This is a genomic window from Microbacterium sp. Ag1, from assembly GCF_001005635.1.
In the GTDB taxonomy this organism is placed as follows: domain Bacteria; phylum Actinomycetota; class Actinomycetes; order Actinomycetales; family Microbacteriaceae; genus Microbacterium; species Microbacterium oxydans.
The window spans coordinates 103,025-124,068 of record NZ_LBCR01000025.1 but is presented as its reverse complement, the minus strand read 5'-3'; the positions used below and the strand labels follow the sequence as shown (position 1 = coordinate 124,068).

Below are 21,044 nucleotides of genomic sequence, written 5' to 3'. Positions count from 1 at the left end.
GCGCCGGACGACGAAGCGCCTCACCGGATTCGCTGGGAATCCGGTGAGGCGCTTCGGTGATGGCGTCCGGCGATCAGCGGCTTTCGACGCCGCGGATCTGCGGGGTGTGGAAGGAGCCGCCGAAGGCCCGCTCGGATGCACCTTCGCGGTCGAGGTACGGTGAGGCGCCGCCGTCGATGAAAGGCCAGCCGGCGCCGAGGATCAGGCACAGATCGATGTCCTCGACCTCGGGGACGACGCCCTCGTCGAGCATGAGCTTGATCTCCTGCGCCAGACCGTCCTGCACGCGCTGGAGGATGGTCGCGGCCGTGGCCGGTGTCTTGGCCACCGCCGGCTTCAGGACCTTCTCCGCCTGCTTGCTCCAGCCGACGACGCGTCCGCCCTTGTCCTTCTCCACGACCGTGTCGAGCTCGGCGAGCGCGTGGAAGTTCTCGTTGGCGTAGAACCGGTCGGGGAACGCATGCACCATCGTGTCCTGCACGTGGGCGGCGACCTTCCAGCCGACCAGGTCGATCAGCTGGAACGGGCCCATCGGGAGGCCGAGGGGTCCGAAGGCCTTCTCGACCTCGGCGATCGGCGTGCCCTCGTAGACGGCACGTGCGGCTTCGCCCATGACCTTCGCGAGCAGCCGGTTCACGACGAAGCCCGGGGCGTCGGCGGTGAGCACCGCGTTCTTCCCCAGGTTCTTCGCGACCACGAAGGCCGTCGACAGCGCGGCGTCGGCGGTCACCGGGGTCTTCACGATCTCGATCAGCGGCATGACTGCGACCGGGTTGAAGAAGTGGAAGCCGACCAGACGCTCCGGGTGCGCGAGCTTCGACCCGATCTCCTCGACCGACAGCGAGGAGGTGTTGGTCGCGAGGATCGCGTCCTCGGCGATGATCTTCTCGATCTCGCCGAACACCTGCTGCTTGACGCCGACCTCCTCGAACACCGCCTCGATGACGAAGTCGCAGTCCGCGTAGAGGCTCTTGTCGGTCGTGCCGGTGACCAGCGCACGCAGCTTGTTCGCGCTGTCGGAGTCGAGACGTCCCTTGGCCTCGAGCTTGCCGATCTCCTCGTGGATGTAGGCGACGCCCTTGTCGACACGTGCCTGATCCAGGTCGGTGATGAGCACAGGCACCTGGAGCTTGCGCACGAACAGCAGTGCGAACTGGCTGGCCATGAGACCGGCACCGATGATGCCGACCTTGGTGACCTTCTTCGCGAGTTGCTTGTCGGGCGCACCGACCGGACGCTTCGCACGCTTCTGCACCAGGTCGAACGCGTACATCGACGCGGCGAACTGGTCCCCGGTCACGAGTTCCGCCAGCGCCTCGTCCTCGCGGGCGAAGCCCTCCGCCTTGGTGCCGCTCTTCGCCTTGTCGAGCAGCTCAAGGGCGGCGTACGGCGACTTCGGCACGGTGCCGATCTTCGACTCCAGCATGCCGCGCGCCATCTTGATCGCGATCGGCCACTTGGTGAGGCGCTCGAGCTTGCCGGGCTCGTTCTTGCGCTCGACCTTCGTGCCGCCGAGTACCGCATCCGCCCAGGAGAGCGAGTTCTCGAGGTAGTTCGCCGCGGGGAAGATCGCGTCGAAGATCCCGAGGTCGAACGCCTGCTGCGGCTTCAGCATGCGGTTCTGCTTGAGTGGGTTCGAGATGACCACCTCGAGCGCGTTCTCGATGCCGATGAGGTTCGGCAGCAGGTAGGCGCCACCCCAGCCGGGGATGATGCCGAGGAAGACCTCGGGAAGCGCCACTGCCGCCGCCGAGGCGTCGACCGTGCGGTATGTGGAGTTCAGTGCGATCTCCAGTCCGCCGCCGAGCGCGAGTCCGTTCACGAACGCGAAGGACGGCACGCCGAGGTCGCCGAGCTTGCCGAGCACCTTGTGGCCCAGCTGCGCGATGAGGCGTGCGTTGTCCCGGGACCCGACCTTGCTGATGTCCGAGAGATCGGCGCCGGCCGCCATGATGTACTGCTTGCCGGTGATGCCGACCGCCTGGATCTCGCCGGCCGCTGCCCTGGCCTTGAGGCCGTCGAGGGTCTCGCCCAGCTGGGTGAGCGTCGCGGGTCCGAGCGTGTTCGGGCGGGTGTGATCGCGACCGTTGTCGAGCGTGATCAGTGCCAGCACCTTGCCGGAGGCGAGACGGATGTCGCGCACCGGTGACTGTGTGATGACCTCGCCCTCGGTGAGCGCCTGGATGGGGGAGAAGTCGATGTCGTCGTAGTCGGTCACGTTCGCGCTCACTTCTTCTTCTTGCCGTCGTAGTGCGGGTTCTCCCAGATGACCGAACCGCCCTGGCCGAGACCCACGCACATGGCGGTGAGGCCGTAGCGGACATCGGGACGCTCGGCGAACTGCGCCGCGAGCTGGATCATGAGGCGCACGCCGGACGCGGCGAGCGGGTGCCCGAGGGCGATGGCGCCGCCCCACTGGTTGACACGCGGATCGTCGTCGGCGATCCCGAAGTGGTCGAGCAGGGAGATCACCTGGATGGCGAAGGCCTCGTTGAGCTCGAAGAGACCGATGTCGTCGATCGTGAGACCGGCTTTCTTGAGGGCCTTCTCGGTCGACGGGATCGGGCCGATGCCCATGATCTCGGGCTGGACCCCGGCGAACGCGAACGAGACCATCCGCATCTTCGGCGCCAGTCCGAACTCCTTGACCGCACCACCACCGGCGAGCAGCGACATCGTCGCGCCGTCGGTGAGAGGGGAGGAGGTGCCTGCGGTGACGCGTCCGTGCGGGCGGAACGGCGTCTTCAGCGCGGCGAGGTCTTCCATGGTGGTCTGCGGGCGTCGACCTTCGTCCTCGGTGGCGAGGCCCCAGGCGCCGTCGGCACCCTTGATCGCGACGGACACGAGGTCGGGCTGGATCTTGCCTGCGTCGTATGCCGCCTGCACCTTGTGCTGGCTCAACATGCCGAAGCGGTCGGAGCGCTCCTTGGTGAGGTGCGGGAAGCGGTCGAAGATGCGCTCGGCCGTGACGCCCATGTTGAGCGCGCCGGGGTCGACCATCTTCTCCGCCACGAACCGCGGGTTCGGGTCGGCGTTCCCGCCGATCGGGTGGTGCCCCATGTGCTCGACACCGCCGGCGAGGGCGAAGTCGTACATGCCGACACCGATCGATGCGCCCATCGTGGTGACGCTGGTCATCGCGCCGGCGCACATGCGCTCGACCGCGAGGCCGGGCACCGTCTGCGGAAGGCCCGCGAGGATCGCCACGGAGCGCCCGAGCGTCAGCCCCTGGTCGCCGGTCTGGCTCGTCGCCGCGATGGCGACGTCATCGATGCGGTCGGCCGGGACGGAGGCGTTGCGCTCCATCAAGCCGATGGTCGCCTTGACGGCGAGGTCATCCGCGCGGGTGTTCCAGTACATGCCCTTTTCGCCGGCGCGCCCGAAAGGGGTGCGTACTCCATCGACGAAGAAGACGTCCGAGATCTCGGCCACTCTGCCTCCAAGTTAGTGCGTGGCCTCAGTCTATGAAGCCCGGGAAACAGGGAGGAATCGGTTGGTTCGAACCTACGAAGCGGGTGCGGAGGTGCTGTCGGGCGTTTGCGCCGCCTCTACAAAGGCGGCCGCGATCTTCTGTGCGGTCTGTTCAATCTGCCAGGGGCGGGCTCCGAGTGCTGCCAGCGCATCCCCGATCTCCTCCGCCGTCTCACCGGGGAGATCCCACGCCACGCGGCGGAGGTATTCCGGGGTCAGGAGGTTCTCGGTCGGCATCCCCAACTCCTCGGCGATGGCTTCCACGACAGGGCGCGCGGCCTTGAGCCGCGCATCCGCTTCGGGGTTGCGATCGGCCCATGCGCGCGGGGGAGGAAGCGTATCGCTCGGGACCCGTTCGCGCGGGAGCTCTTCCGATGCCCGCCCATCGACGATCGCCTGCCACCACCTGTCGAGCTGCGTGCGGCTCGCGCGGCCCTGGAACTCCTTGATACCGGCGAGGGCCTGCTTCGACGGCGGGTTGGCCATCACTGCGGCGACGAGTGACCGGTCGGGAACGAGCCGGCCGGGGGAGACATCCTGGTCCTGTGCATACGCTTCGCGGGCCTGCCAGAGCGAACGTGCGACCGCGAGGTTACGAGCCCCGCGCACCTGGTGCAGGCCACTGAGCCGGCGCCAGGGGTCTTCCCTCGGCGGCTTGGGCGCGCGGGCCAGAGTGGCGGCGAACTCCTGGGCGGCGTACTCCGTCTTGTTCTGCTCCTCCAGTTCGAGCACGAGAACGTCGCGGACATCGATCAGATGCAGCACGTCGAGCGCGGCGTACTCGAGCCAGGAGTCGGGGAGCGGACGCGTCGACCAGTCGGCCGCCGAGTGCTCCTTCTTCAGCGTGATGCCCAGCGTGTCCTCGACGACGGCGCCGAGTCCGACCCGCTCGTGCCCGAGCAGACGGGACGCGAGTTCGGTGTCGAAGATCACCGGAGGCTCGAGGCGCAGCTCCCGCAGCGAGGGCAGGTCCTGGCTCGCGGCATGCAGAACCCACTCGACGTCGCCGATCGCCTCCTGGAGAGGAGCGAAATCGCCGATGGCCGGCGGGTCGAAGAGGAAGACCCCGGCTTCGCGCCGGAACACCTGCAACAGATAGGCGCGTTGCGAGTAACGGAAGCCGGACGCACGTTCCACGTCGACGGCCACGGGGCCGGTGCCCGCAGCGAGTACGGCGCAAGCCGCGCGGAACTCCTCAGCATCCGAGATCACGGAGTATTCAGTCACGTACAGCCTTTCGCGCGCCGATCACGGCGATGCCCTCGGAGCCGGGCGGAAGTCCCGCCAGCATTCCGACCAGCTCGGCCCATGCTTCGACGTGCGGTCGGAACGGGCCCTCCGGAGTCCAGGACGCACGCAATTCTATCTGCGCGCCGTCGCCTTCGATGGCGAGCCCGCCGAATCCCTTCGACAGCGTCTTCGTCGACGTCCCCGATTCCGAGTGGTAGACCGCATCCCGCGAATCGAGCGCGTCGACCAGCCACGACCAGGTCACGTCGGCGAGCAGGGGATCGGTGCCGATCTCGGTCTCCAGTGGAGCCTGCGCGAAGATCACGATGCGCCACGAGCCGCCCCAAGCGCCCGGCTCCTCCGGATCGTGCAGCAGGACGAAGCGGCCCGTGCCGTACACCGACTCGCCGTCGCTCTCCGGGCGCACGTCGGCGGCGAGGGCGATGGCGAAGGGTGCGAGACCCTGTGGCGTGGCGATCTCGCGTACCGTGATGTCATCGCGGAACTCGGTCTCGCGCAGTTCGGCCACGGCGCTCTCGAAAGGCGTCCCGGCCTCGGGGTGTGCGGTCACGGCAACAGGCTAGAGTCAGGAAGCGATGAAGAGTCTCAGGCACGCCGTTACGCTCCTTGTCCCCGCGTTGTTCGCCTTCGGGGCAGCGTTCGCTCTCGTCGTGTTCGCGGTCGCCCGACGGGTCGTCACCCCGATGCGCCGACCCACCGATACACAGATCCTCGCGGTCGACACCGGTGCGCAGACCATCGAACTGCAGCGCACTCCCGACACCGAGCTCCCCGGGCGCTACGGCCTGTTCACGACAGGGACGTACGGCTACGTCAAGCTCGGTGCGGTGCTCAGCGCAGACGCCACGACCGTTCGACGCAAGCTGCTCACGCAGATCGAACCCGGTGCGCGCGTGGATCGTGCTGCGGCATTCAGCGGCTACTACTACTCCACTCCGAGCGAGCTGCACCTGCAGTGGGAGAACCTTCTGATCGGCTCTCCCGCCGGCCCGTGTCCGGCCTGGTACTTCCCCGGGTCGTCGTCGACCTGGGTGATCCAGGTGCACGGCCGAGGAGCGACACGGGCGGAGTGCCTGCGCGCCGTGCCGGTCATGCACGCGGCGGGCCTTCCGACCCTGGTGGTGTCCTACCGCAACGATGGTGAGGCTCCCCGCACCAGGGCCGGTGCGTATGCGCTCGGGGCATCGGAGTGGCGTGACATCGATGCCGCCATCGCGTACGCACTCCGACACGGAGCAGAGCGGGTCATCCTGATGGGCTGGTCGATGGGGGGAGCGGTCTCGCTGCAGGCCGCGGTGAGTTCGGGTCACAGAGACCGCATCGCGGGAATCATCCTCGAGTCCCCTGTCGTCGACTGGCGCACGGTGCTGCGGTTCCAGGCGAAGCTTGCCGGGGTGCGGCCGCCCTTGCCCGAGCTGGCCATGGGGGCGCTGCAGATGCCTCTCACCGCGCGCCTCAGCGGCGCAGACGAGCCGATCCACTTCGATCGCCTGGACATGGTCGCCCGAGCGGACGAACTGACCGCGCCGATCCTGATCCTGCACAGCGACGACGACGGCTTCGTGCCCGCGGATTCGTCCCATGCCCTTCAGAATGCGCGCCCCGACCTCGTGACGATGCCGAAGTTCACGGTCGCCCGTCACACGAAGCTGTGGAACTACGACCAGACCGGATGGACCACCGCCATCACGGACTGGCTCGAAGCCACGGGTTTCAGCGCTTCTGCATGACCTGGTTCTTCGCCCGCATCAGCATCCCGGTCATGCCTCCGATCCGCAGCGGCGACACCGCTTTCGTGAGGCCGATCGACTGCGGGTAGTCGTTCGGGATGGCGAGAACCTCGTCGGCGGTGAGACCGGTGAGCCCCTGCACCAGGATGCTGGCGAACCCGCGGGTGGTCGGCGCCTCCGGAGGTGCCGTCGCATGCATGGTGACGATGTCGTCTTGCACCTCGACGTGGATGTACACAGGGGACTGGCACTCCGCGACCCGCTCGTACATCTCGGGATGCGCCGCGACCGCGTCCGAGACGTCCGGGAGCTCGTCCGAGAACTCGAGCAGCAGGAGGAGCCGATCCGACTCCGGGGTCTCCAGGAATCCCTCGCGGATCTCGGCAAGGGTGTCAGGAACGTCGCTCGTGCTCATCCCTGTCATTGTCACACGCTCAGACGGTACCCGGCTCTGAGCCCGTGACGATCGGCACGCGCACTGCGCTTCCCCACTCCGTCCAGGAACCGTCGTAGTTGCGGACGTTCTCGAACCCGAGGAGGTGCTTGAGCACGAACCAGGTGTGGCTCGACCGCTCACCGATACGGCAGTAGGCGACGACGTCGTCGCCGTCATTCAGGCCGGCGCCGTCACGGTAGATCACGTCGAGCTCGGCCCGGGGGCGGAATCCGCCGTCTTCCGCGACCGCCTTTGCCCACGGAACGCTCTGCGCGGTGGGGATGTGTCCCGCCCGCAGCGTCCCCTCCTCGGGGTATGCGGGTGCCGTGGTGCGCTCACCGGAGTACTCCTCGGGGGAGCGCACATCGATCAGAGGGCTGCCGATGTGGGCCAGGACGTCTTCCTTGTACGCGCGGATCACGGAGTCGTCGCGCTCGACCACGGGGTACTCCGTAGCCGGCCGGGAGGTCGCCTCCCGGGTGAGTTCCCGTCCTTCGGCGATCCAGCGGTCACGTCCGCCGTCGAGCAGGCGCACGTCTTCGTGGCCGAACAGCGAGAACACCCAGAGGGCGTAGGCGGCCCACCAGTTGTTCTTGTCGCCGTAGATGACGACCGTGTCGTCGCGGGCGATGCCCTTGCGGCTGAGCAGTTCGGCGAAGCCCTCGCCGTCGACGTAGTCACGCACTACCGGATCGTTGAGCTCGGTGTGCCAGTCGACCTTCACCGCTCCGGGGATGTGGCCGGTCTCGTAGAGCAGGACGTCTTCATCGGATTCGACCACCACGAGGCCGGGGGTCCCCAGCCGTTCCGCGAGCCACTGCGTGGTCACCAGGCGGCCGGGCTCGGCGTACTCGGCGAACTTGGGGGAGGAGGAATCGAACTCGATGGCCATGGGATCTCCGAAGCGTTGAGCGGACGAGGGTGCTGCTGCAGACGGCGTAGTGTTGTTCCGTCCCTTCGACGATAGATCCCCGCCGAGCACCCTGCGCCCGATTCGTAAGACTTCGACACAGGTGAGCACCTGATCCAGGACCGTGATGACCGACCCGACCAGCCGCACGGGAATCGTGCACCTCACCGAGCGCCAGCCGACCGTCAGCGGACCCGAGATGCTGGCGAGCCTGGTGCCGCCGCCGCAGTTCGACAGTGCGACGTTCGACAGCTACCGCGCCGACCCCGCCTACCCTTCGCAGGAAGAGGCGAAGGAGACGCTGATGCGCTTCGCCGGACGAGGTGCTCCCGTGAAGCGCGGAGGTCTGTTCAGCCGGGCGAAGAAGGAGCCGGAGCTCAAGCCGGGCGTCTACCTCGACGGCGGATTCGGAGTGGGCAAGACACACCTGCTCGCCTCGATCTACCACGCGATGCCGGCCCGCCGGAAGTACTTCGGCTCGTTCATCGAGTACACGGCCCTCGTCGGCGCGCTCGGCTACAAGAACACCGTCGATCTGCTCAAGGGCGCCGATCTGCTCTGCATCGATGAGTTCGAGCTCGATGACCCGGGCGACACGATGGTCATGACGCGCCTGCTGGGCGAGCTCGTGCCGACCGGCACCAGACTCGCAGCCACCTCGAACACTCCTCCCAACGCACTCGGTGAGGGACGCTTCGCCGCACAGGACTTCCTGCGCGAGATCCATGCCATGTCCGACAGCTTCCAGACACTGCGCATCGACGGTGTCGACTTCCGCCAGCGCGCCCTCGACGGTCATGCCGTCGTGCTCGACGACGACGCCTACGCTGCGGCCGTCGCTGCGGCCGCCGCAACGGGCACCGCGTCTGATGACCGGTTCGACGATCTGATCCGCCATCTGGCACAGGTGCATCCGTCGCGCTACATCCGACTCATCGACGGCCTCGGCGGCGTGGGTGTGCGCGATGTCCGTCAGCTGACCGATCAGTCGGAGGCACTGCGTTTCGTCGCCTTCGTCGACCGTGTGTACGACGCGCAGATCCCGATCCTCGCCACTGGCCTCAGCCTCGATGCGGTGTTCTCCGACGAGATGCTCGCCGGTGGATACCGCAAGAAGTACCTGCGCGCCATCTCCCGACTCAACGCCCTCACGCATTCTGCGTAAGCCCGTAGGCGCGCGTAACGCGATGTTCACGGGCGGAGCCGCGCTGTAACAGCGGGGAAACAAACCTCACGCATTGACGAAACCGCAGGTCGTCACACTGAAGCTCTCAATTACTTCGGATGTGAGGTTTTCCTATGGATGCTCCCGGCAACATCTCGTGGGCGATCACCGCGACAGCGCTGGTGCTGCTCATGACGCCCGGCGTCGCCTTCTTCTACGGCGGTCTCGTCAAGGCGAAGAGCGTCGTCAGCATGATGATGATGAGCTTCGGCTCCATCGGACTCGTCGCCGTGCTGTGGATTCTCTTCGGCTTCTCGATGAGCGCCGTCGACAGCCCGACCGCCTTCGCAGGCAACCCGTTCGCCGACTTCGGCCTCTCGAGCCTGGCCGCAGGCGAGGGCTCGAACGTCGCTCTCCTCGGCGTCGCCTACGGCGCCACGTTCGCGATCATCACGGTCGCCCTGATCTCCGGGGCGATCGCGGACCGCGCGAAGTTCGGCAGCTGGCTGATCTTCGCCGGTATCTTCGCGACGGTCGGGTACTTCCCCGTGGCCGCGTGGGTCTGGGGCGGCGGCTGGATCATGAACCTCGGCACCACGCTCTTCGGTGAGGACAGCGGCATCGGCGTGATCGACTACGCCGGTGGAACCGCGGTGCACATCAATGCGGGTGCTGCGGCCCTGGCCCTGGCTCTGGTCCTCGGCAAGCGCATCGGCTTCCAGAAGGGCATCCTGAAGCCCCACAACGTGCCGCTGACGCTTCTCGGCGCCGCTCTGCTGTGGTTCGGATGGTTCGGCTTCAACGCCGGCGCCGAGTGGCTCGCGGAGGACATGGGCGGTGTGGGACTCATCGGTCTGAACACTCTGGGTGCGACCGCCGCAGCCATCCTCGGCTGGATCCTGGTCGAGAAGATCAAGGACGGCAAGCCCACCTCGGTCGGTGCCGCCTCGGGCGCCGTCGCCGGTCTCGTCGCCATCACCCCGGCATGCGCCAACCTGACTCCGGGATGGGCGCTGCTGCTCGGAGCACTCGCCGGTGTCGTCTGCGCACTCGCCATCGAGCTGAAGTTCCGTCTGGGCTTCGACGACTCGCTCGACGTCGTGGGTATCCACCTCGTCGGCGGCCTCATCGGAACGCTCTACCTCGGGTTCTTCGCCACCGAGACCGGACTGTTCGTCGGTGGGGACGCGCGCCAGCTCGCGGTGCAGCTGATCGCCGCCCTCGGCGTGCTGATCTACTCGTTCGTCGTGGCCTTCATCATCGGCTTCGCCATCCAGAAGACGATCGGCTTCCGCGTCACGAACGAAGACGAGATCGCCGGTGTCGACCAGGTCGTGCACGGCGAGGAGGGCTACGCACTCGCCGACGCGTGATCTGCGGTTAGGGTGACCGTGTGAGCAAGACCAACGGCATCCTGGCAACACTCGCGGAGATCCTGCTCAAGGCAGTGGGCTCCGGCCGGGCGTCTCGGACATCAGGTCCGAGGCGCCCGGACGCGCGTCTACGGACACCCCACGAGCGTCCTGGGACCGCGACCACCGGACCAGATCGCGGAGCCACGCGCGGTACCCAGACCTTCCGCGTTGACCCGGAGCGGATCACGAACCTGCAGGTCGCGTACACGCCGCAGCGGGACGGCGCCCCGGACGCCGGAGAGATCGTCTGGACCTGGGTGCCCTACGAGGAGAACGACGGACGCGGGAAGGATCGTCCCGTTCTGGTGATCGGCCGGGAATCCGTCGATCGCGTGTACGCGGTCCGGATGACCAGCAAACCCCACGACGGCGAGCGGGACTACCTCTCGATCGGCACGGGTACGTGGGACTCTCAGGGTCGAGAGTCCTGGGTCGACGTCGAGCAGCTGTACAGCGTGCACGAGAGAGGACTGCGGCGGGAGGCCGCCGTCCTCGATCGAGGCCGTTACGACCGGGTCGTGGCTGCTCTCACGCGGCGTTACGGCTGGTCCGTCGCGGGCTGAGCGTCGGGAACGACTGCAGCACCATCTCGACGAGCTCGCTCAGCGGCCGGGTCAGCGGATCCGTGGCGGGGAGTCCGGTGTCGAGTTCGATCTCGTCGATGACTGTGGCGAGCTGCTGTGCCGTGAGGTTCTCGTGGTTCACGGTGACGCCGATGACCTTCGTGTCTGCGAAAGCCTCGATCAGCGTGATCTCACTCGTGACCGTCGGCATCGCGACCATCGGGAAGTCACCCAGGACCGCACGACCCGGGGCATGCTGCACGATGACGCCTGCGGGTTGGCTTCCGCGGAGGATGTGAGCGGAGGTGATGTACGCGGGGTGGCTGAGCGCACCCTGACCCTCCACGATGATCACGTCGGGGTCTTCGCCCTCGAACGCCGCGACCACCTGGTTCTCGACCTCCCCCGAGCAGAACTGCGGCACGAGGGCGTCGAGCGCGACTCCGTATCTCCCGCCCTGGATGATCGTGGTCTGACCGGTGCCGACCAATACGGCATGGATGCCCTGCTCGTTGAGCGCACGGACGAGGATCGTCGCTGTCGTGCGCTTGCCGATCGCTCCATCCGTACCGAGGATCGCGATACGCGGGCAGGTCACGTCGAAGATGCGTCCGGAGAACAGGTGGAGATCCTTCTTGTCCTTCGGGCGGCGGATGTCGGTGATCGTGACCTGGGCGAGCAGCGCGGCCGCGACGAACTCGGCATCGTCTGTGAGGAACTCGTGCAGGCCGTTGATGATGTGCATCCCGCGGGCGATGCCGTCCAGGAGCACTGTCCGCTGGTCGGCGGAGAGCAGTCCGTCGGCGGGGGCGACGCCGCAGATCAGGTAGTCCGGGACATGGCCGGCGTGCGCGATAGCCGTGGGAAGACCCTCGAGGATCGGGATGTCGTTCGCGCGCCCGTCCAGGAGCATTCCGGCATCCGCGCCAGCGTGAGTGCTGTCGATGACGCTGAGGACCTCGTACTTCTCGGAGTGGCGGACCAGGCCGTTCGCGGTCTTGCCGTCCTGCTCGCCGAACTGGCCTTCGCAGTAGACGATCGCCGTCGTCCCCGCGGGGAGGGCGATGGGCGCGGCCCACGCGTGCGCGGGGTCGATGAAGGACGGGATTGACGGGGTGGGCATGACGCTCCTCGGGCTCACACAGAGGAGGCGACGGAGAACGAAATGACCGATGAGGCCCGTTGGTCGACGAGAAGTCTTCCCTGATGCCGACAAGATGCCGACATCTCCACCGTAGCAGTGCTGTCTGGGACCGGGCCGCGAGGAAGTGCAGGGCCGGTCTGGTGCCGGACCGGCCGGAACACCCGATGTCCGGTCGACGCATGAAGGAGGGCAATCCGATCCGACGTGGGCTTCGAACCATCGGTGAGTCGCGAAAAGCGGCGCCACCCAAGGAGGAATCATGCGTTTCATCCCGACCAAGGTCCACGGAGTCCTCGACTACATCGTCGGCCTCGCGCTCATCGCCGCCCCCTGGCTGTTCGGCTTCGCGAGCGTCGGCGGAGCAGCGGTCATCATCCCGATCGTGCTCGGCGTCGGTCTGATCGTCTACAGCCTCTTCACGAAGTACGAGTGGGGCCCCTTCGGCTTCATACCGATGCCCGTCCACCTCGTGTTCGACATCGTCGCCAGCCTCTTCCTGGCGCTCTCGCCGTGGATCTTCGGATTCGCCGGTGAGGCGCTCAACGTCTGGCTCCCGCACGTCGTCGTCGGAGTCGCCGTGATCGTCGTGGTGCTGTTCTCCCAGCCGCAGCCCGCGACCGCCCGGGGACGCGCCGCAACGGCCTGACCCCACCCCCCCCGGACGCGGTGCCGGGCGACTGGACTTCCCGAAGCAGTCGCCCGGCACCGTCATGTCTGGGCTAGTACTGCGCAATCTCCACCCCGCGGAGCGCCTCGCTCAACCAGCGGCCGTAGAGCCCCCAGGGCTCGCCCTCCCGCTGGAGCGCGGCGACGTGGGTGCGGAGCTCATCGGTGAAGGTGAACCATTCGCCACCTTCACGGATGCCGGCGAAGTCCCTGTGGCGCTGCTGCTCTACAGCTCGGCCTCCGCGCTCGAAGGCGAGAAGCTCTTCATGCCGGATGCTCGCCAATCTCTGCCGCGGACGGCGGCTCGTGCCGATCTTCACGCGGCGGTCGAACCGGATGTAGTAGACGACATCGACCCGGGGGAGAGGCAGGTCGGTATCGGGAGCGTCACCGTATCGCCAGCCGCAGGAGATGCAGCACAGGGCGCCGTCTCGGCGGACACCTCGCGCGTTCCCGCAGAGGGCGCACGGACCCGGCAGCGTGAGTTCGGACGACACCGTGGCAGGCTACGCGCCCCCTCGGACACACGCGCTCTTCTCCCTGGGGCGCGTCGTGCGTAGGGTCGAGTCCGTCGGAGGAGGCAACGACGATGGTGGCGGCGCTGCGGATGATGAAGGCGTCGCTCGCGCTATGGCTTGGCGCGATCGCACTCGTCGCGTGCGCGCCGCGCGCCACCACGACGACGACCCCCGCGCCACCGGTTCCGACGCGCCCTGCGGAGTCCGGAGACATCTCACCGGGAGAGGTCACGACGGTCGCGGAGGGCCTGGCGGCTCCCTGGTCCATCGCCTTCTCCGGAGACGTTGCGTTGATCAGTGAACGCGACACCGCCCGCATCGTCGAGGTCTCGGACGAGGGGGCGCTGCATGAGCTCGGAGTGGTTCCCGGAGTCGAGCCGCGCGGCGAGGGCGGGCTCCTCGATCGTTCCCGTAGGCCGCCGCGGTGTCGATGAGTCGGTATCCGACCTCCAGAGCGGAAGCGACGGCGTCCGCCGTCTCGGCGGGGGAGTCTGGAAGACGCCGAAACCCAGTGCGGGCATCGCGACCCCGTTGTTCAGGGTGAGGTGGGTGGTCATGACTCGACGCCATGCCTGCTCGTCCGAGGGTAGGAGGTACGGTCAGTACCCGGTAGACCCCGCACAGACGGTTCGTCTATGCCTGCGCGGGGTCTTCGGTCGTCAGATGATGTCGCGTCCTTCGCGCTTGGCCTCCCTGGCGTCCTTCACGAAAGCGCGGATCACGACGGCGAGCACGCCGACGACGATGATCGGCCACACCAGCACGTAAGCGGTCAACAGCAGGGTCTCCATCAGGCGTCCTTCCCGGCGAGCGCGTTGTCGCCCTTCACATCGGCTGTTCGAGCGACCTCCGCGGTGTCGAAGCGGCCGGTGCGTTCCTTGATCAGATCGAAGTCGAATCTCCTCGTCCTGTTCATCAGCGTGAGGCCGACGCAGACGAGCGTGCTCACCGCGTAGGCCACCAGCGAGCCCGACAGCACCGGATACTCGTGGAGGAAGCCGATCGCGAACGGAGCCGATATGACGGTGGCGAGCCCACCGACGATCAGTGCCACCCGCAGGCCGAAGAAGCCGAACGACATCAGAGCGAGGACCACCCCGATCCCGATGACCGACAGGATGTCACTCACGAGCCCCCAGCCGCCGGACAGGGAGATCCACTCGAAACGCACCGGCAGGAATGCGGCGAGGGCGGCGATCACGGAGATGCTGAATGCGGAGTTCGTGACGCGATCCCAGTAGAAGCCCGCGATGACGGGGAAGACGAGTGCTCCCCACATCGCGCCGACGAAGACCAGCAGGTCGAGGATGTTGAACTGCATCGACGCGAAGCCGAGCGCTGCGGCCGTCGCGCCGATCATCGTGAGTCTGCCGACGAGCAGCATCGTCTTCGGGTTCGCGTTCTTCTTCCCCGCGATGTTCTGGCCGTAGACGTCGGCCATCATGATCGACGAAAGCGCTGTCATGTCGGCATCCGCGGTGGAGGACAGCGATCCGATGATCATGACGAAGAACACGCAGATCAGGATCGGCGGCAGATAGGTCGACGCCATCTGCGGGATCAGGTTGTTCACGTCGCCGTCCATGGGCTGGACTCCCGCGTACAGGGCGAGCACGCCCAGCATGCCGATACCGATGATCGATGCGCCGTAGCCGAAGGTCGCAGTGACGAAGGTCTTCTTGATCAGGTCCTCGCGGACCGCGAAGAGTCGCTGCGCAATGGTCTGGTTCCCGATGGCATAGGCCAGCACGGCCGCGATGTAGGGCGCTCCCTGGTTGAAGAACGCATCCGAGGAGAAGAAGTCCCGCTGCTGCGGAGTGAGGTTCGACGCGCCCGTGACGAACAATTCAGGTCCCCCCGCGGCGAAGAAGATCACCGGGACGATGATCGCGACCGCTCCCAGCATGGCGATGACCTGCGCGAAGTCGGTCAGCACGGAAGCCCGGAACCCTGACCACAGCGTGTAGGCCAGAACACCGATCGCGATGGCGACGATGCCCTGCGTGAACGTGAACGGCGACAGCATCGCGACCAGTGCTCCGCCGGCGATCAGGTTGGACGTGAGGCTGATGAGGCTTCCGAGCACGTTGGAGCCGGCGAGCATGAGCTGACTCGAGCGTCCGTGGCGAGCGAACATCACTTCGGCGATGGTGTGCGCGTGGGGCGCGACCTTGCGGATGCGTCGGCCGAAGGGGTAGATGAGCAGGATCATCAGCGCGCCCCACAGGCCGTAGTGGATCGGGCCGGAGATGCCGTAGGTGTATCCGGATGTCGCAGAGGCGTACATTGAGGATGCCCAGATCCAGGTGGCCGTCATCGACGCGGCTGATATGCCGAAGCCGATCTTCCCGCCGCCGGTCATGTATCCGTCGGCGTTTTCCCTTCTCCGGGAGATGCGGATGGACATGTAGAGGCTGCCGCCGAAGAACAGCAGCATGAGCAGGACCACGATCGGGCCTGACAGTGTGGTGAATTCTTCCACCGGGTACTCGCTTTCTCGTCGTGATGCGGCGTCGCCGCGTGTCGATGGAGAACGAGTCCCGCTAGGTGGGGGAGTACTGCGTCGTCTGATGTTGGGGGTTGCGGGGGCTGCGGTGAGCGGTCGACATGGCGAGAACGAACCTGGACCACTGAGGCGCATCGCAGCACACAGACGAGTGGCCCGGGGTGCGGCTCCTTTCGGGACGGCCGTTTCCGGGCGCACCGAACAGCAGTGCATCCTCGAACGGGATTCGTGGATCGCGTCGGTGAGCGTTCGGGCATCTGACGCGTGAGATCACGGTGGACCGGTGATCGTCGCTCGGGGGATGAGCGTCTCTCGACCATAGCAAGTTCTCAGGAAACTCGCGGGGCACGTGATGAGAGAACAAAAAAGCCCCCGGACAGACCGGGGGCTGGATGGTGGGCGATACCGGACTCGAACCGATGACCTCTTCCGTGTGAAGGAAGCGCGCTACCAACTGCGCCAATCGCCCATACCTGTGGGGTACGTCAACCGATACTACCGGACGCTTCGGGGCGGTGAAGACCACTCAGCGAGACACGCGCGAGATTCGCTGCCGGTTTGGCGGAGTGCGGATCTTCGGCTAATGTTTCATGAGTGCCCGGGACAACCGGGAACGAAATGCGGATGTAGCGCAGTTGGTAGCGCACAACCTTGCCAAGGTTGGGGTCGCGAGTTCGAGTCTCGTCATCCGCTCGAGTGCAGCAGGTCTTCTCAGGAAGGCGTGCAGCACGTGGGGTCAATCCACACGGTGGCGTGGCCGAGCGGCTAGGCACCGGCCTGCAAAGCCGTTTACACGGGTTCGAATCCCGTCGCCACCTCACGGGAAAACTGAATAGCCCCAACGGGCGCGATTGGCGCAGCGGTAGCGCGCTTCCCTGACACGGAAGAGGTCACTGGTTCGATCCCAGTATCGCGCACAGATAAAAACCCCGGTTCAGCCGGGGTTTTTGCATTTCCGGGTTGAGTGGGAGCCCTGTCCGTGCAACCTACGTGCGACATGCGTGAGCTTCCAATCGCCTAACTGGGGTTTGGACGCCGCTAGGCTCCAGGCGTGGAACCATTCAGACCGTGGGATGCGACTGACGACGAATACGCCGATCTACTCGTGATTCGTGAACCGATCCCGGACACGTTGGAAGACACGATCAGAGAGTGGCTGTACGAGTTCTTCCACGCTCGTTCCTCCTACGGAGAAGTCGACCGCAGTGTCATCAACGTCATCCAGGCGGCGCTTCGTACGACGTTGCAGGTGCGGCCCAACTGCAGTCCAGCTGACCTCACAGACGCGATCCGAAGTGAGGGCGACAAGTACACCCTGAGAGTCATTGACTTTCTCTTGTCGCAGACGCGTAGAACCGATCCGATGCGTGATCCAGATGACGTCGCTTACCTTCGGTCGCAGATGGCGTTGAGCGCGTCGGCTGTCGATATTGTGCGGGAGGGCGCGACCTATCGGATAGCACGCCGCATGCCTGAGGGTATAGAAGAGTCTGCCCAACGGGCCATCGGTGACGCGAATGCCACCGCGGGACGGCACCTCGCGAGCGCGTGGCGCGAGATGCAGTCGATTACTCCGAAGGCGAGCATGGTTCTTCGCGAGGCGATCCAGGCTGTCGAGGCGGCCGGAGGGGCAGTCGTAATTCCCAAGGAGAAGAAGCCGCAACTCTCCAAGATCGTCGGCGCGATTCGTGATCAGAAGGGGTGGGGGCTGGTGCTCGCTCAGCGAGACGACGGGCATCCCGACCACAAAACCGTTCTGATCGGCATGCTGGAGACGCTTGCGTTCGCGGAGCAACATAGGCATTCCGGGCACGGCTACTCGGATACTGAGGCGGTCGGGCACGTGCAACTCGCCGCGACGCTGGTGGGCTGGTTTTCGGCTGGCGTAGTGGTGCGCGCCGACCAGTGACATTCGGACGGCGGTCGCCGCGGCTACTCGCTCTTGATCCAGCCGCTGTCGAGTATCCGCCCGTTGGCGAGTTCGACAGTCACCCAGTACCCAGGCTTGCCATAGGCAGGATGATCCGGCTCGAACTCCTCGTAGAACTCCAGGCTTGCTTGGGGCTCCAGCCGAAACGGAAGAAGCTCTTTCCCGTCGTCTTCGCCAAGCAGGATCTGCGATGCAGTGGCTGACGTTGGTGTCCCCTCTTCGTAGAGCAGGACTTCTGTGATGGTGACCGCGGTGCGGCCTTTATTGCGGATCACCACGTTGACCCATTGCATCCACTCACTGCCGACAGCCGAGGTTTCCAGCGTGACGCGCGCGCCACTCTGCCTCCACGTCCACACGTTCCAGCCAAGCGCCGCGAGGGCGGCGACGGCGGCGATGATCGAGATGATGAACGCGGGGAGAGCGAACGGGTCGGAGGCGTGAGAGGCGGCGAGGAGCACATGCCGAGACTAACGGCAGGGCGCGCGATGAAGAGGAACTGCGGGCGGAGAGAGATGCCCCTATCGGCCCCGGAGACGCACGCCGCCGAACGTCCCGGCGAGGCCGGATGCGCGTCCGTAGTTGCCGCATGCTTCGCGGACGGCGAGCGGGCAGGCCGCGCACGTGCTCGAGCGGACGGTCGCGGGGTCGAGGCCCTCACACGGGACACGCTCGCCGCGTTCGGTGGCGCGGAGGAGGGCGACGCCGAGCGTCCGCGCTTCGTCGTTTCCGCGATACGTCGAGAGGCGCGGCTCGCTCGGGTCGCCCACGGGCTCAGTAGTTCGCGCGTTCGAGGAGAGAGCGCAGGCCGTCGAGGTCGAGATGCGCCCACGGTTCCGTGTTCGGGTGTTCTCGGCCTGAGACAGCCCAGCCGTGCACGCCATCGAGGTCAGGCTCGTACGGGACGCGGCGACGCATCGCCCGGTCGGCGTCGATGAGGTCGAGCACCGCGGAGGCCATTGAGTCGCCGAACTCGCGGGCGCGTTCGCATGTCGGGCAGAGGTGCGCGTGGATCGGGCGTCCGACGCCGCCGAGGCTCGCCGGGTACAGGTCGTGCGGCGTCCACGGCTTCGCGGTGCGCTTTGCCAGGACAGTGCCGAGGCCGCACCACGCACAGCCGCCCGTCGGGCAGGCTACGGGGCGAGGCGGCATGCGGTCGGCGAGGTGGTCACCATACTCGTGGCGCATGTCCGCGAAGAGGTCCGGGCTCACATGCAGCCATGGCTCGGCGGCGGCTGTCCGGCGGCGTGCGTCCTCCTCCCGAACGGGCGCGAACCGCCGGTGCCAGGATGCCGCGGCTCCGCGCGAGGAGAGCCGGTCGAGGAGCGACAGGAGGCCGTCGGCGCTGTACGTCGCGGCGGGCTTCACGCCGATCACGGCGAGTGCTCGGAAAGCCGAGGCGATGCGGTGCTGTCCGATGCTCGGTGAGCCGATCATGCGGCGAATGCTCGGGTGCGCGTCCAGAGTGCGGGCGGCGCGCGCGTCGAGGTCGGCACACACGGGGCACTGTCCGAACGTCACTTCGGACAGTCCCTCGATCAGCCGCCCGTGGTGGTCCATCCGCCCGGTGACGGTGAACGTCGTTCGGGGCGCGTCGGGGCCGCACGGGGTCCCGCAGTCCTTGCACGCGATGTGTTCGGCGTCGGGCAGGTGGCGGATGCCGAGGGGGAGGGCGTCGGGCTTGGTGGTCGTGGTCATGGTGTGGGCTCTCTCAGAATCGGCGGAGTTCGTCGGGGGTTAGGTCTTGCCAGCCGAGGGCGCGGGGCGCTTTTGCCTCGGGCCGCGTCTCGGCGCGTTTCGGTGCGGGGGGCGGCGTAGGTGCGGCGGCGCGTCGGCGGGCGGCGCGGGCTCGCTTGGCTTCGGCTTCACGCGCCGCGCGCTCTTGCTCGGCGCGGCGCTCCGCGGAGGCGGCGAGTTCGGCGCGGAGGAGCGCATGCGACCAGGATTCGCCGCGGTATCGACGCTCAGGCATGGCGGGGCCGTCGGTCGAGGCGGTCGCCGCACACGGCGTGCGCGCCGCGGAAGCAGTACGCGCCAGGGGCGGCAGCGTGCTCGGCGCACGAGATGGTGAGGGCGGCGGGCATGACCGCGCTTCGGCCGAGTTCGCTCGCGAGCCTCGCCACAGCGGCGGCGTCCGGCGTGCGGTCGTGTCCGAGGTCGAGGGCCGCGAGGCTTCGGCTCTTACCCTGGTATCGGCCTGACACGATTTCGCGGTACGCCGTTTCGGTCTTGTCGCGGAGGTCGTCGGAGATGTGGCCGGGGTGCCGGGCGAGGTGGATGCGCTCGCGGTCGTTGTCGGCGGTGCGGTGGCTCATGGTTGGCTCCAGTCGTAGGCGGTGTGGTTCTCGGGGATCGTGGCGAGGGCGTCGGCATGCGCTTCGGCGGCGAGGAGTTCGGCGGCGGCGGTGAGGCCGGGCACGGTGCGCTCGCCGGTCGCGCGAGCGTCGAGCGTCGGCGTTGTCGGTGGTCGGGTGTACACGTCCGTGCCGGTGATCGGTCGGGCGGCACGGCGGGCCTCGGCGAGTGCCAGGCGTTCGCGAACGTCGGCGACGTGAGCCGCACGGGCGGCGGCACGGTCGGCGGCGACGCGCTCCGCGGTCACGGCACGCGCCCGTGCCTCGCGCTCGGCGAGGGTCGGCGGTGTGCGATGGGTCATCGCCATGACAGTCCCCATGACGACACGGGCCGGTGAGCGCGCACGAGTTCTTCGAGCGCGGCCTGAGCGAGGGCGCGGCGTTCCTCGGGCGTGGCATCGGGTGGGTACGGCGATGGCCTGTCGATGCCCAGCCTCGCGCGCTTTGCTTTCAGGGCGGCGAGCGCGGTTAGGGCTTCTTCGACGCTCCCGTGAGGGCGCGTCGGGATGCCGAGGGCGGCGCGGATGCGTTCGGGGTCCATGCTGGGTCGGATCATCAGACGCCCAGCCGTTCGCGCTCGGGTGTGCTCAGTAGGCCGATGCCGCCCGCCCTAACCGCGGTAATGATCGCCGCCGCCGAACGGGGTGTGAGGCCGAGGCCGTCACGGAGCCGTTCTGCGGTGCGCTCCGCGGCAGTATGCGCCGCGAGCAGGGACGCGCGCGGCTGTCCACGGTCTGTGAACGGCGACGCGGCGTCGATTCGTTCGCGGATGAGTTGTGCCACGGCCTCGGCGGTTGCCCAGGATGTCAGCGCCACGGCGAACCGGTCTAGCGCGAGTTCGGGAGCGGCGTCGACGGCACGCTGTGCGAGGTCGCGGGCGAGCGTGGCGACGGCACCAGATTGCACCGGGGATCGTTCGGGGCTGACTCGGGTTCGGGCTTCGGGCGCGAGCGACGCGCCGCCGAGTCACACTCGCGGCATCCGT

At 67.2% G+C, this 21,044-nt stretch carries 23 protein-coding genes, 4 tRNA genes and 1 pseudogene; 9 read left to right on the top strand and 19 right to left on the bottom strand.

Annotated elements, in window-relative coordinates:
• Positions 1-73 precede the first annotated feature (73 nt).
• From AAY78_RS04810 to AAY78_RS04795, 4 genes are all read right to left on the bottom strand, one after another.
• Complete coding sequence (locus AAY78_RS04810) at positions 74-2,218, bottom strand: 3-hydroxyacyl-CoA dehydrogenase NAD-binding domain-containing protein (protein ID WP_046747245.1); 2,145 nt, start codon at positions 2,216-2,218, stop codon at positions 74-76.
• Between the two features lie 8 nt (positions 2,219-2,226).
• Positions 2,227-3,432 carry a thiolase family protein gene (locus tag AAY78_RS04805; protein WP_046747202.1) on the bottom strand — a complete coding sequence of 402 codons (1,206 nt, stop codon included), beginning with the start codon at positions 3,430-3,432 and terminating at the stop codon, positions 2,227-2,229.
• Positions 3,433-3,504: 72 nt separating this feature from the next.
• Positions 3,505-4,698, bottom strand: coding sequence for a ribonuclease D (locus AAY78_RS04800; RefSeq protein ID WP_046747201.1), 1,194 nt, complete (start codon positions 4,696-4,698; stop codon positions 3,505-3,507).
• Positions 4,691-5,272, bottom strand: coding sequence for a DUF3000 domain-containing protein (locus tag AAY78_RS04795; protein WP_046747200.1), 582 nt, complete (start codon positions 5,270-5,272; stop codon positions 4,691-4,693). The genes AAY78_RS04800 and AAY78_RS04795 overlap by 8 nt, the downstream gene beginning before the upstream one ends.
• A gap of 25 nt (positions 5,273-5,297) precedes the next feature.
• Here AAY78_RS04795 and AAY78_RS04790 point away from each other — a divergent pair, with 25 nt between their 5' ends.
• The gene (locus tag AAY78_RS04790) at positions 5,298-6,452 is read left to right on the top strand and encodes an alpha/beta hydrolase family protein (protein ID WP_046747199.1); all 1,155 of its coding nucleotides are present in this window, start codon (positions 5,298-5,300) and stop codon (positions 6,450-6,452) included.
• On the opposite strand, the gene AAY78_RS04785 is transcribed toward AAY78_RS04790, so the two are convergent.
• Together AAY78_RS04785 and AAY78_RS04780 are read right to left on the bottom strand one after the other, a co-directional pair.
• Positions 6,436-6,867: a SufE family protein gene (locus tag AAY78_RS04785; protein WP_046747198.1), complete on the bottom strand. Its 432-nt coding sequence runs from the start codon at positions 6,865-6,867 to the stop codon at positions 6,436-6,438. The genes AAY78_RS04790 and AAY78_RS04785 overlap by 17 nt on opposite strands.
• Positions 6,868-6,886: 19 nt before the next feature.
• Positions 6,887-7,780 (bottom strand): sulfurtransferase, encoded by an 894-nt coding sequence (locus AAY78_RS04780; RefSeq protein ID WP_046747197.1) that lies wholly within the window; start codon positions 7,778-7,780, stop codon positions 6,887-6,889.
• Positions 7,781-7,925: 145 nt separating this feature from the next.
• On the opposite strand from AAY78_RS04780, the gene zapE reads away from it, so the two are divergent.
• From zapE to AAY78_RS04765, 3 genes are all read left to right on the top strand, one after another.
• The gene (zapE, locus tag AAY78_RS04775) at positions 7,926-8,963 is read left to right on the top strand and encodes a cell division protein ZapE (protein ID WP_046747196.1); all 1,038 of its coding nucleotides are present in this window, start codon (positions 7,926-7,928) and stop codon (positions 8,961-8,963) included.
• Between the two features lie 134 nt (positions 8,964-9,097).
• Positions 9,098-10,336: an ammonium transporter gene (locus AAY78_RS04770; protein ID WP_046747195.1), complete on the top strand. Its 1,239-nt coding sequence runs from the start codon at positions 9,098-9,100 to the stop codon at positions 10,334-10,336.
• A gap of 20 nt (positions 10,337-10,356) precedes the next feature.
• A complete protein-coding gene (locus AAY78_RS04765) occupies positions 10,357-10,941 on the top strand; it encodes a type II toxin-antitoxin system PemK/MazF family toxin (protein ID WP_046747194.1) in 585 nt (194 codons plus the stop codon).
• Here AAY78_RS04765 and AAY78_RS04760 read toward each other — a convergent pair.
• Positions 10,907-12,064, bottom strand: a complete 1,158-nt coding sequence (locus AAY78_RS04760; RefSeq protein ID WP_197077671.1) for a DUF1611 domain-containing protein — start codon at positions 12,062-12,064, stop codon at positions 10,907-10,909. The genes AAY78_RS04765 and AAY78_RS04760 overlap by 35 nt on opposite strands.
• Positions 12,065-12,344: 280 nt before the next feature.
• Here AAY78_RS04760 and AAY78_RS04755 point away from each other — a divergent pair, with 280 nt between their 5' ends.
• Positions 12,345-12,731 carry an SPW repeat domain-containing protein gene (locus tag AAY78_RS04755; protein WP_046747193.1) on the top strand — a complete coding sequence of 129 codons (387 nt, stop codon included), beginning with the start codon at positions 12,345-12,347 and terminating at the stop codon, positions 12,729-12,731.
• A 73-nt stretch (positions 12,732-12,804) separates the two neighbouring features.
• Here AAY78_RS04755 and AAY78_RS04750 read toward each other — a convergent pair whose 3' ends face one another.
• The 5 genes and pseudogenes from AAY78_RS04750 to AAY78_RS04730 all read right to left on the bottom strand — a co-directional run bounded on the left by AAY78_RS04750 (position 12,805) and on the right by AAY78_RS04730 (position 16,244).
• Positions 12,805-13,248 carry a GIY-YIG nuclease family protein gene (locus AAY78_RS04750; protein WP_082108572.1) on the bottom strand — a complete coding sequence of 148 codons (444 nt, stop codon included), beginning with the start codon at positions 13,246-13,248 and terminating at the stop codon, positions 12,805-12,807.
• Between the two features lie 420 nt (positions 13,249-13,668).
• Positions 13,669-13,826, bottom strand: a pseudogene (locus AAY78_RS19485) (aldo/keto reductase); the annotation flags it as partial.
• Between the two features lie 102 nt (positions 13,827-13,928).
• Positions 13,929-14,060: a putative transporter small subunit gene (locus AAY78_RS20045; protein WP_046747191.1), complete on the bottom strand. Its 132-nt coding sequence runs from the start codon at positions 14,058-14,060 to the stop codon at positions 13,929-13,931.
• Positions 14,060-15,706, bottom strand: a complete 1,647-nt coding sequence (locus tag AAY78_RS04735; protein WP_046747242.1) for a sodium:solute symporter family protein — start codon at positions 15,704-15,706, stop codon at positions 14,060-14,062. Before AAY78_RS04735 ends, AAY78_RS20045 begins: the two co-directional genes overlap by 1 nt.
• A gap of 462 nt (positions 15,707-16,168) precedes the next feature.
• Positions 16,169-16,244: transfer RNA gene (locus AAY78_RS04730), tRNA-Val, on the bottom strand.
• A gap of 151 nt (positions 16,245-16,395) precedes the next feature.
• On the opposite strand from AAY78_RS04730, the gene AAY78_RS04725 reads away from it, so the two are divergent.
• From AAY78_RS04725 to AAY78_RS04710, 4 genes are all read left to right on the top strand, one after another.
• Positions 16,396-16,468: transfer RNA gene (locus AAY78_RS04725), tRNA-Gly, on the top strand.
• A gap of 54 nt (positions 16,469-16,522) precedes the next feature.
• Positions 16,523-16,593 (top strand) — tRNA-Cys (locus AAY78_RS04720).
• A gap of 27 nt (positions 16,594-16,620) precedes the next feature.
• Positions 16,621-16,692, top strand: a tRNA-Val gene (locus AAY78_RS04715).
• A 134-nt stretch (positions 16,693-16,826) separates the two neighbouring features.
• Entirely contained in the window at positions 16,827-17,684 is an 858-nt protein-coding gene (locus AAY78_RS04710; RefSeq protein WP_156172615.1) for a hypothetical protein, read from the top strand.
• A gap of 23 nt (positions 17,685-17,707) precedes the next feature.
• Here AAY78_RS04710 and AAY78_RS04705 read toward each other — a convergent pair whose 3' ends face one another.
• From AAY78_RS04705 to AAY78_RS04680, 7 genes are all read right to left on the bottom strand, one after another.
• Positions 17,708-18,166: a hypothetical protein gene (locus AAY78_RS04705; protein WP_046747189.1), complete on the bottom strand. Its 459-nt coding sequence runs from the start codon at positions 18,164-18,166 to the stop codon at positions 17,708-17,710.
• Between the two features lie 60 nt (positions 18,167-18,226).
• Positions 18,227-18,475 carry a hypothetical protein gene (locus tag AAY78_RS04700; protein WP_046747188.1) on the bottom strand — a complete coding sequence of 83 codons (249 nt, stop codon included), beginning with the start codon at positions 18,473-18,475 and terminating at the stop codon, positions 18,227-18,229.
• Positions 18,476-18,479: 4 nt separating this feature from the next.
• Positions 18,480-19,403 carry a hypothetical protein gene (locus AAY78_RS04695; RefSeq protein WP_046747187.1) on the bottom strand — a complete coding sequence of 308 codons (924 nt, stop codon included), beginning with the start codon at positions 19,401-19,403 and terminating at the stop codon, positions 18,480-18,482.
• A 266-nt stretch (positions 19,404-19,669) separates the two neighbouring features.
• Positions 19,670-20,020 carry a hypothetical protein gene (locus tag AAY78_RS04690; protein WP_046747186.1) on the bottom strand — a complete coding sequence of 117 codons (351 nt, stop codon included), beginning with the start codon at positions 20,018-20,020 and terminating at the stop codon, positions 19,670-19,672.
• On the bottom strand, positions 20,017-20,367 hold the full coding sequence (locus AAY78_RS04685) for a hypothetical protein (RefSeq protein ID WP_156172614.1): 351 nt from the start codon (positions 20,365-20,367) through the stop codon (positions 20,017-20,019). The genes AAY78_RS04690 and AAY78_RS04685 overlap by 4 nt, the downstream gene beginning before the upstream one ends.
• Entirely contained in the window at positions 20,358-20,615 is a 258-nt protein-coding gene (locus tag AAY78_RS19680; protein WP_156172613.1) for a hypothetical protein, read from the bottom strand. Before AAY78_RS19680 ends, AAY78_RS04685 begins: the two co-directional genes overlap by 10 nt.
• Positions 20,615-20,965: a hypothetical protein gene (locus AAY78_RS04680; protein ID WP_046747184.1), complete on the bottom strand. Its 351-nt coding sequence runs from the start codon at positions 20,963-20,965 to the stop codon at positions 20,615-20,617. Before AAY78_RS04680 ends, AAY78_RS19680 begins: the two co-directional genes overlap by 1 nt.
• Between the last annotated feature and the right edge of the window lie 79 nt (positions 20,966-21,044).

Excerpts from the sequence above, each read along its gene's own strand:
- AAY78_RS04790 (WP_046747199.1), top strand. The coding sequence starts at position 5,298 with ATGAAGAGTCTCAGGCACGCCGTTACGCTCCTTGTCCCCGCGTTGTTC.
- AAY78_RS04785 (WP_046747198.1), bottom strand. The coding sequence starts at position 6,867 with ATGAGCACGAGCGACGTTCCTGACACCCTTGCCGAGATCCGCGAGGGA.
- AAY78_RS04780 (WP_046747197.1), bottom strand. The coding sequence starts at position 7,780 with ATGGCCATCGAGTTCGATTCCTCCTCCCCCAAGTTCGCCGAGTACGCC.
- zapE (WP_046747196.1), top strand. The coding sequence starts at position 7,926 with ATGACCGACCCGACCAGCCGCACGGGAATCGTGCACCTCACCGAGCGC.
- AAY78_RS04770 (WP_046747195.1), top strand. The coding sequence starts at position 9,098 with ATGGATGCTCCCGGCAACATCTCGTGGGCGATCACCGCGACAGCGCTG.
- AAY78_RS04760 (WP_197077671.1), bottom strand. The coding sequence starts at position 12,064 with ATGCCCACCCCGTCAATCCCGTCCTTCATCGACCCCGCGCACGCGTGG.
- AAY78_RS04755 (WP_046747193.1), top strand. The coding sequence starts at position 12,345 with ATGCGTTTCATCCCGACCAAGGTCCACGGAGTCCTCGACTACATCGTC.
- AAY78_RS20045 (WP_046747191.1), bottom strand. The coding sequence starts at position 14,060 with ATGGAGACCCTGCTGTTGACCGCTTACGTGCTGGTGTGGCCGATCATC.
- AAY78_RS04735 (WP_046747242.1), bottom strand. The coding sequence starts at position 15,706 with ATGCTGCTGTTCTTCGGCGGCAGCCTCTACATGTCCATCCGCATCTCC.
- AAY78_RS04695 (WP_046747187.1), bottom strand. The coding sequence starts at position 19,403 with ATGACCACGACCACCAAGCCCGACGCCCTCCCCCTCGGCATCCGCCAC.
- AAY78_RS04690 (WP_046747186.1), bottom strand. The coding sequence starts at position 20,020 with ATGAGCCACCGCACCGCCGACAACGACCGCGAGCGCATCCACCTCGCC.
- AAY78_RS04685 (WP_156172614.1), bottom strand. The coding sequence starts at position 20,367 with ATGGCGATGACCCATCGCACACCGCCGACCCTCGCCGAGCGCGAGGCA.
- AAY78_RS19680 (WP_156172613.1), bottom strand. The coding sequence starts at position 20,615 with ATGATCCGACCCAGCATGGACCCCGAACGCATCCGCGCCGCCCTCGGC.